The sequence below is a fragment of the Neobacillus drentensis genome, assembly GCF_036966985.1.
Classification (GTDB): Bacteria; Bacillota; Bacilli; order Bacillales; family Cytobacillaceae; genus Neobacillus; species Neobacillus drentensis_E.
This window is the reverse complement of the sequence record NZ_JBALSN010000332.1, coordinates 1-6091: the sequence shown is the minus strand read 5'-3', so window position 1 is coordinate 6091 and position 6091 is coordinate 1. Positions and strand designations below refer to the sequence as shown.

Genomic DNA, 6091 nt, shown 5'->3' with positions numbered 1-6091 from the left:
TGTCATAATATTTTATTCAGTGCTAGAATAGAGAGGATTAATACTAACGTACTAGTGGGGGGGAATGATGATGGCTGTTAACGCATACATTAAGCTAGTGCCTTCATCTGCTAAACAAAAGGTAACAATAGAGGAAGTAAAGGACTTATTTATTGAGTATAAAAAGAATACAACTAAAACAGGCAACCAAATAGGATGGGAATACGGAGAGTCAGCCTTCCCATATGAACTGAAAGAAACAACAGAGGCCAAAGGAAAGTGGTTCTATTTACATTCAAATGATGAACGCTACTATGCCATTTTAGTAGGAGTTGATCAGGAAACGATTCGTAATGAAGAAGGTCAGGAACTGGAACAAACATACATACAAGTCACTTTACCTGATCAATCTACCTACGGTGATAAAGGGAAAGCCAATGAATTTTGTAAATACCTTGCGAAAAAACTGCAAGGGGAACTCCATCTGTTCAATGAGCGCATTATGTATTATTATCCACGAAAATAAAAAAGCTCCTAAAGGGGCTTTTTTTAGTGCGTAAACATTTCCATGGTATAGTGAAATGAAGTGTATATAACAAGGCTTAAAGTGGTGATAAATAGTGTTTTACGCGCTGATTTGGTTACATGGTTTCCAATTAAAAAAGCCAGATAAAAAAATACAAAAAACATAATGACTTTATATATAAGCTGGTCATGCTTTGACAACCATTCAATAAATGTATAACCGCTCCAAATGATAAATTGTAGTATCACGACAATATAGACCCTCATATTTATCACCACTCTTAATACATTCAAAATTAGAAATTAGAATGTTAGTTCTTTTAAGTATATGTTCTAAAAACGAGAGATATATTTTGTTTTTATGATAACAAGGATTTTTTTACGCTTCTTTTTTTAAAACGATCCGTCAAAAATGGAAAAAGTCCTTTCCGCTAATTAGCGAAAAGGACTTTATTCTTTCTAATTTATTTCATAATGTGGATTGGGCTTCCTAATGCAACTTCCGCCGCTTCCATTGTTATTTCTCCAAGTGTTGGATGGGCATGAATAGTCATAGCAAGATCTTCTGCAGTCATTCCCGCTTCAATCGCTAGGCCTAATTCTGCAATCATATCTGACGCGCTAGTTCCGGCAATCTGTGCTCCAATTACAAGACCATCTTCTTTCCGAGTAATTAGTTTCAAGAATCCATCACCACTGTCTAATGATAACGCACGACCATTTGCAGCAAATGGGAATTTAGCTGCAATTACAGCGATTCCTTCTTCTTTTGCTTGTGATTCTGTATAGCCAACTGAAGCTAATTCAGGGTCAGAGAAGACAACAGCAGGGATACCTAAATAATCAATTTCAGACGTGTGACCAGCAATTGCCTCAGCAGCAATTTTCGCTTCATATGAAGCTTTATGTGCTAACTGAGGACCTGCTACAACATCACCAATAGCATAGATATTGGTAAGGTTGGTGCGGCATTGTTTGTCAATTTCAATCAAACCGCGGTCAGATAACTTAACGCCTACTTGTTCTAATCCCATTTCATCGGTGTTAGGGCGTCTTCCGACCATTACAAACACATAATCTGCTTCGATTTTCTTTTCTTCGCCTTTTGTTTCGAACGTTACGACAACGCCGTTTTCAGTTTCTTCAACGCCCTTAGCAAATGCCTTTGTAAAGAATTCTGCACCTTTTTTCTTCATGCTCTTCTTTACAAGAGCAGCCATTTGCTTATCAAAAACGCCAAGACCGAGTATTTCTTCGGCACCTTCTAAAATGGTAACTTGGCTGCCAAAATTTGCATAAGCACCACCTAGTTCAATCCCGATTACTCCACCGCCGATAACAACGATTTTTTCAGGGATTTCATTTAAGTTAAGTGCACCTGTAGAATTCAGAACACGTTTTGAATATTTAAAGGCTGGAAGTTCGATTGGACGAGATCCAGTTGCAATAATTGCATTTTTAAAAGTATAAGTCTGTGCTGAATCTTCATTTATAACACGCAATGTATTGGCATCGACAAAATAGGCCTCACCACGAGCAATATTTACTTTATTACCTTTTAATAAACCTTCGACTCCACCTGTTAACTTTTTAACGATGCCTGCCTTGAATTCTTGAACTTTTGAAAAATCCACTTTTACATTTTCTGCGGTAATTCCAAAAGAATCGGAATGCATGGCTGTTTCGTAGCGGTGAGCCGCTGAAATCAAAGCTTTCGAAGGAATACAACCGACATTTAAACAAACGCCGCCTACATATTCTTTTTCAACAATTGTCACCTTTTGTCCAAGCTGTGCTGCACGAATAGCTGCAACATATCCTCCCGGACCAGCTCCGATGACTATAGTATCTGTTTCAATTGGGAAATCTCCAACGACCATGATATTACGCCTCCATTAACAATAGTTCTGGATCGTTCAACAAACGTTTAATATGATTTAATGCATTTTGTGCTGTTGCTCCATCGATCATACGGTGGTCAAAGCTTAAAGATAAAGCTAATACTGGTGCCGCAACAATTTCACCATTTTTAACGATTGGTTTTTCTGCAATTCGGCCAACACCCAAGATAGCAACTTCAGGGTGATTAATTACTGGAGTAAACCATTGACCGCCAGCTGAACCAATATTGGAAATAGTACATGAAGCACCTTTCATTTCATTAGGGGCAAGCTTTCCGTCACGTGCTTTTCCAGCTAATTCATTGATATCGTTAGAAATTGAGAAAACTGACTTACGGTCTGCATCTTTTACAACTGGTACAAGTAAGCCTTTTTCTGTGTCAGCTGCAATTCCAATATTATAATAGTGCTTATGAATAATTTCACTTGTTGCATCATCTAGTGATGTGTTTAATGCAGGGAATTCACGTAATGCACTTGTTAATGCTTTAACGATGTATGGTAAGAATGTAAGCTTAATGCCTTTGGCTGCAGCTACCTCTTTAAACTTCTTACGGTGTGAAACAAGTTTAGTTACATCCACTTCATCCATAAGTGTTACGTGTGGTGCAGTGTGCTTAGAGTTAACCATTGCCTTAGCAATTGCCTTCCGAATACCACTCATTTTCTCGCGAGTTTCAGGATATTCTCCTTGAGGAATAGCTGCCGCAGCCGCTTGTGGTGCCTCCACTTTAGCATTTTCCGTTGCTGCTACAGCACCAGTAGCAGCTTGTGCTGCAGGTGCTGCTCCACCGCTTACAAATGAATCGATATCGCTCTTAAGAATGCGTCCAAGATTTCCTGTTCCAGGAACTAATTGGATATTAATTCCTTTCTCACGAGCATACTTACGAACAGATGGCATAGCAACAATGCGACGATTTGGATCAACATCAACTTGTGGTGCTACTGCAACTGCTGCTGGTTGTGGTGCTGTATCTTGTTTAACCTCTGACGCAGGAGCTGCTGCTGCTGGCTTTTCTTCTTGTTTCGGTTCATCAGCATGTTCATCGCCTTTAAATTGTAGGTTTTCGTAACCAGGAGCATCAAAGGTTACCAAAACTTGTCCAACTGTTGCGACAGTTCCTTCGCCAACTAATACATCAACTACTGTTCCTTCAACAGGGGAAGGGATTTCTACTACAGCCTTATCATTTTGAATCTCACAAAGTACATCATCTTCTTGAACTTTGTCACCTGGTTTTACGAACCATTTAACAATTTCGCCTTCATGTATACCTTCACCGATGTCAGGCATTTTAAATTGAAATGACACTAGGATTCATCCTCCTAAATTACATGTTTTTTTGAGCAACATAACTATAGAAATAAACGTACGATTAAATAGGTTAATTAAAAGGTTAAAACCTTTTTAGCTGTTGCAATTACATCTTTATAATTCGGAAGCCAAACAGCTTCTGCTTGTGGGAATGGAAAAACGGTATCTGGAGCAGCCACACGTAGGACTGGTGCTTCCAAACTTAAAATTGCACGATCATTTATTTCAGCAACAACATTTGCTGCAATACCAGCTTGTTTTTGTGCTTCTTGAACAACAATCGCACGGCCTGTTTTATTAACGGATGCAATAATTGTCTCAATATCAATCGGGCTTACAGTCCGTAAATCAATTACTTCCGCAGAAAAACCTTCTTTTTCTAACTCTTCTGCAGCTTTCAATGACTCATGTACCATTGCACCATAAGTAATAATTGAAACGTCTGTACCTTCACGTTTAACTTCAGCTTTTCCTAGTGGAATTGTATATGACTCTTCAGGAACTTCTTGACGGAAAGAACGGTATAACTTCATATGCTCTAGGAAAACAACTGTATCATTGTCACGGATAGATGAAATGAGCAGCCCCTTAGCATCATACGGAGTGGAAGGAATAACAACCTTAACTCCTGGTGTCTGAGCCATAAGTCCTTCTAAACTGTCAGCGTGCATATCAGGAGTATGTACCCCTCCACCAAATGGCGAGCGAAACGTTACAGGCGCACTAAACTTTCCACCTGAACGATAACGTTGGCGGGCTAACTGACCAGCAATGGAATCCATGACCTCAAATACGAAACCAAAAAATTGAATTTCCGGAACCGGGCGGAATCCTTGCAAACTTAGACCTACTGCTAAGCCGCCGATTCCAGATTCAGCGAGTGGAGTGTCAAATACACGATCCTCGCCAAATTCCTGTTGCAACCCTTCGGTTGCACGGAATACACCACCGTTTACACCAACGTCCTCACCGAATACTAACACATTTGGATCGTTGCGTAATTCCGAACGTAAAGCATCTGTTATTGCTTGAATCATTGTCATTTGAGCCATGGCTTACTTCGACTCCTTTTCTTTATATATTTCATATTGTTCTTGTAAGTTTTGAGGCATTTCTTCATACATAATAGACATCAAATCAGTAACCTTTTGTTTAGGTGCAGCATCAGCTAATTTAATTGCTTCTTTAATGTCTTCTTTCGCTTGTTCGATTACTTCATTTTCTTTTTCTTCTGACCAAAGACCTTTGTTTTCAAGGAATTTACGGAAACGAACTAATGGATCTTTCTTTTCCCATTCATTGTCAAGGTCTGCTGTACGATAACGAGTTGGATCATCACCTGCCATAGTATGTGGACCATATCTGTATGTTAAAGTTTCAATGAATGTTGGACCTTCACCATTAATTGCTCGTTCGCGTGCTTCACGTACAGCAGCATAAACAGCAAGTGGATCCATACCGTCAACTTGAATTCCCGGAATTCCAGCTGCAACAGCTTTTTGAGCAAGAGTTTTGGCAGCTGATTGCTTTTCAACAGGAGTTGATATAGCGAATCGGTTATTTTGAGCAATGAAGATGGCTGGAGCTTTATAGGCGCCGGCAAAGTTCATTCCTTCATAGAAATCACCTTGTGATGTTCCTCCATCACCGGTATAAGTAATAGCTACTGCCTTTGTTCCACGCTTTTTAAAACCAAGAGCAACACCGGCAGTTTGTACATACTGGGCACCGATGATAATTTGAGGATGAAGAACATTTACTCCGTCCGGAATTTGCATACCTTGAAAATGTCCTCTTGACCATAAAAATGCTTGGGATAATGGNNTCTAATGCAAATTGGGAAGCTAATTGAGAAGCTTCTTGCCCTGCAGTTGGAGCGTAGAAACCCAATCTTCCTTGACGATTTAAAGAAATAGAACGCTGGTCAAGAATTCGCGTGTAAACCATGCGACGCATTAATTCTTGGAGCTGTTCATCAGTAAGTTCAGGCATTGCTGCTTCGTTTACGACTTCACCAGCTTCATTTAAAATTTGAAGTGTTTGAAATTGTTCCTCAACAACTTCTAGTGTTTTCTTCGCATCAAGCTTAGCGTTTTGAGTTTTAGAAACCATTTAGGTCACCTCTTCCTTTCAATTCAGGAGCTAAATTTTTGAAAATATTATCCACTAAATTAGATTACCCAAAACCTAAAGATTAAAAAGCAGATAGTCAGTCCTATCTATTTTGTACTTTGTATTGAGTAAACCCGTGATATTACATAGAATTTTGGTTAGCTTAGTTCTTAAACATACTACTAAATAGTTTTTACAGAAAAGATAAGATAAAACAAATTTTCTTTTACCTCACCATCATTTTATTCTGTACCAC

Annotated in this window: 4 protein-coding genes and 1 pseudogene; 1 reads left to right on the top strand and 4 read right to left on the bottom strand. The window is 39.0% G+C overall.

The features are described from left to right. The first annotated feature begins 70 nt into the window (after nucleotides 1-70). Nucleotides 71-505: a DUF1885 family protein gene (locus V7659_RS20800; protein ID WP_335541941.1), complete on the top strand. Its 435-nt coding sequence runs from the start codon at nucleotides 71-73 to the stop codon at nucleotides 503-505. 463 nt (nucleotides 506-968) lie between these two features. On the opposite strand, the gene lpdA is transcribed toward V7659_RS20800, so the two are convergent. The 4 genes and pseudogenes from lpdA to V7659_RS20780 form a co-directional block, all read right to left on the bottom strand. Then, entirely contained in the window at nucleotides 969-2384 is a 1416-nt protein-coding gene (gene lpdA / locus V7659_RS20795) for a dihydrolipoyl dehydrogenase (RefSeq protein ID WP_335541939.1), read from the bottom strand. A gap of 4 nt (nucleotides 2385-2388) precedes the next feature. Then, nucleotides 2389-3720 carry a dihydrolipoamide acetyltransferase family protein gene (locus tag V7659_RS20790; protein WP_335541938.1) on the bottom strand — a complete coding sequence of 444 codons (1332 nt, stop codon included), beginning with the start codon at nucleotides 3718-3720 and terminating at the stop codon, nucleotides 2389-2391. Nucleotides 3721-3797: 77 nt separating this feature from the next. Then, nucleotides 3798-4775: an alpha-ketoacid dehydrogenase subunit beta gene (locus V7659_RS20785; RefSeq protein ID WP_283878190.1), complete on the bottom strand. Its 978-nt coding sequence runs from the start codon at nucleotides 4773-4775 to the stop codon at nucleotides 3798-3800. A 3-nt stretch (nucleotides 4776-4778) separates the two neighbouring features. Continuing rightward, nucleotides 4779-5835 (bottom strand): annotated as a pseudogene (locus V7659_RS20780) (thiamine pyrophosphate-dependent dehydrogenase E1 component subunit alpha). Between the last annotated feature and the right edge of the window lie 256 nt (nucleotides 5836-6091).